Raw genomic sequence first — 2,541 nt, 5'->3', positions numbered from 1 at the left:
GTTCACGTTGACCCTCGCTCGGCGCTCGGGCCCGGACCCATACGAACCCAACAGATCCGGTCTGATCACGTGCGGCGACCGTTGGTTAGCGCCGCTCGCCACACAAACGAAGACAGCCCCGGCGCGTCCGCCGGGGCTGCTTTACTTCTGGCCGGTCACCCGGCCCGCACTCAGCGGGCGTTCGGGCAGCGGCCGTTCGGGCACGAACTGCCGAACGGGTTCACCGTGTACCCCGCGGGGTACACCACGGTCCCGCCGACGACCTGGCCGGCCGCCGGGGCCGAGTAGGTCGCGGCCGGGTACGAGTACGACAGGTTGCACTGGCCGTTGGCGCACCCGCTCACGATGACCCGGGCGGCCGGCTGGAGGCCGGTGACGACCGTGGTGACCGGCTGGCCGGCGGTGGCGAACTGGCTCAGGTGCCGGTTCAGGTCCACCGAGGCGACCGAGCCGGTGTGGCGGAGCGCCTGGACGTTTCCGCCCGGACTGCTGATGATCAGCCCCTCGCTGATCTCGAACTTGCCGGCCAGGTCCTTCCCGGACCCGGTCGCGGTGTCGACGTACAGGCACACGTAACTGTCGCGGAGCACCTTGGCGGCGGCTTCGGGAATCGTGCCATCGGCGAGCATCTTCGTGGGCCGGCCCGCGCCTTCTCCGATGAACACGGCGATCGGCTTCTGCTTCGCGGCGGCGTCGGCCATCGCGTGGGCATAGTCCGTTTGCCAGCTTGGCGACGGGCTCGCACCCGTGCCCAGAGCCCCAGCCAGGGCGACTACGGCTAGAGTCGTGGTGACCATCATCCTGTTGAACCTCCTGAAGCACACCACTGGTGAAGTCCCTGTCCACAGTAAGGACAGGGATGACAATATATAGACGATGTTGCCGGGGGCAGGAAGCCAATTCCTGGCAAATATGTCCCATTGGATAAAATGTGACGGCGAGAGAAAACGAATCTGGACACTTCTGGCCGTGATCGTACCCGGAACTTGGAAAGGGAGGGTGTTCGGGGTAATCTGGTTATCTTGGGTTATCTGGCGAATCTGCCCTTGCGATTCGTGATCTCGTACCACTCTGCTACAAGGTTCCTCCGACGGGCGACGCATTTCGGATGGTCGCTCATTCGCCCGTTCCAACACGGGTTCCGGGCCGCGCACCGGTCCCGCCGGGTTCGCGTCGCACCCGAACGCGGGTTGACCCGCACCCCGGGTTCGGGTACGTCGCCGGCATGGTCCGCACCCTGCTCCACCGTCCGACGACCGTGCTTGCGGCCCTCCTGGTGCTGGCGGCGGTCGCGGCCGGCTGCCACCCGTACGGCGGGCGGCGGCCGCTGTCGATCCGCCAGTCGCTGGCCCCGGCCGAGGAGCCGCAGGTCGTCCCGCCGGGGGCGGTCCTGTGCTGCGGCCCCGGGGCGGAGGAGGGGATGCGGCCGCAGCGGAACGTGCTGGCGCTGTCGAGCGGCGGGCTGTACGGGGCGTACTCGACCGGGTTCCTGTCCGGGTGGTCCCGGGCCGGGACGCGGCCCGAGTTCGACACCGTGACCGGGGTGAGCGTCGGGTCGCTGGTCGCCCCGTACGCGTTCCTCGGGGCCGAGTACGACGGCGTGGCGATGGCCCTCTACACCGGCGTGCGGGCCGAGGACGTGTTCCGGATCCGGGCGTGGGTGACGATCCCGTTCAAGGACGCGGTCGCGTCGTCGGCCCCGCTCAAGAGGCTGATCGAGTCGCAGATCACCCCGGCGCTGCTCCGGGAGGTGGCCGCGGAGCACCAGAAGGGCCGCCGGCTGTACGTGGCGACGACGAACCTCACCACCCGGCGGCTCGTGGTGTGGGACATGGGGCACATCGCCGGGCTGCCCGGCGGCGCGGCCCTGTTCCGCGACGTGCTCCTGGCGTCGTGCGCGGTCCCCGGGATGTTCCCGCCGGTGCCGTTCTGCGTGCCCGGCCCGGACGGGCGGCCGGTGACCGAGCTGCACACCGACGGCGGGGTCACGTCGCAGTTGTTCGTGCCGACCAACGTGTTCCGGGCGGCGGCCGCGGGGGCGGGGCAGCCGGTCGTCCCGGGGGCGACCGGGAACCTGTACGCGGTGGTCGCCGGGAAGCTGTACGCCGACGGCGCGCCGGTCCGCCAGCGGGTGCTGCCGATCCTGGGCGCGACGACCGAGTCGGTCATGTACGCCGGGTGCCGGTCCGAACTCGGGAACCTGCACGGGCAGGCGGTCCTGGCCGGGATGCGGTTCCACGTGACGGCCCTGCGGCAGGACCTGGACGTGGACGCCGAGACCCTCATCAGCATCGACCAGGGCGAGATGCAGAAGCTGTACCGCGAGGGCGAGCGGGACGGGCTGGCGGGCCCCGTGTGGCAGTTCGCCCCGCCCGACCTGTGCAACCCGCCGCCGGTCCGCGTCGCCCAGTACCCGAAACAGCGATAGACGGTGGGGGGGTGGCGGGGTGAGATTTCGGGTTTTGGCGAGCCGGGAGCGTCAGCGACCGGAGCAACGGCTCTCCGGTCGCTGACGCGCCCGACTCGCCCAAGCGGCTCGCT

At 70.3% G+C, this 2,541-nt stretch carries 2 protein-coding genes; one reads left to right on the top strand and one right to left on the bottom strand.

Translation table 11 applies throughout. The features are described 5' to 3' along the window. Positions 1–170: 170 nt before the first annotated feature. On the bottom strand, positions 171–701 hold the full coding sequence (locus ACTIGN_RS17915; RefSeq protein WP_439626268.1) for a hypothetical protein: 531 nt from the start codon (positions 699–701) through the stop codon (positions 171–173). 524 nt (positions 702–1,225) lie between these two features. Here ACTIGN_RS17915 and ACTIGN_RS17910 point away from each other — a divergent pair. Further along, complete coding sequence (locus ACTIGN_RS17910) at positions 1,226–2,428, top strand: patatin-like phospholipase family protein (protein ID WP_439626266.1); 1,203 nt, start codon at positions 1,226–1,228, stop codon at positions 2,426–2,428. Positions 2,429–2,541: the final 113 nt, after the last annotated feature.

It is taken from the genome of Gemmata sp., assembly GCF_051859125.1.
Lineage (GTDB): Bacteria > Planctomycetota > Planctomycetia > Gemmatales > Gemmataceae > Gemmata.
The sequence above is the reverse complement of the archived record's forward strand: the minus strand, read 5'-3'. Positions and strand labels throughout refer to the sequence as shown.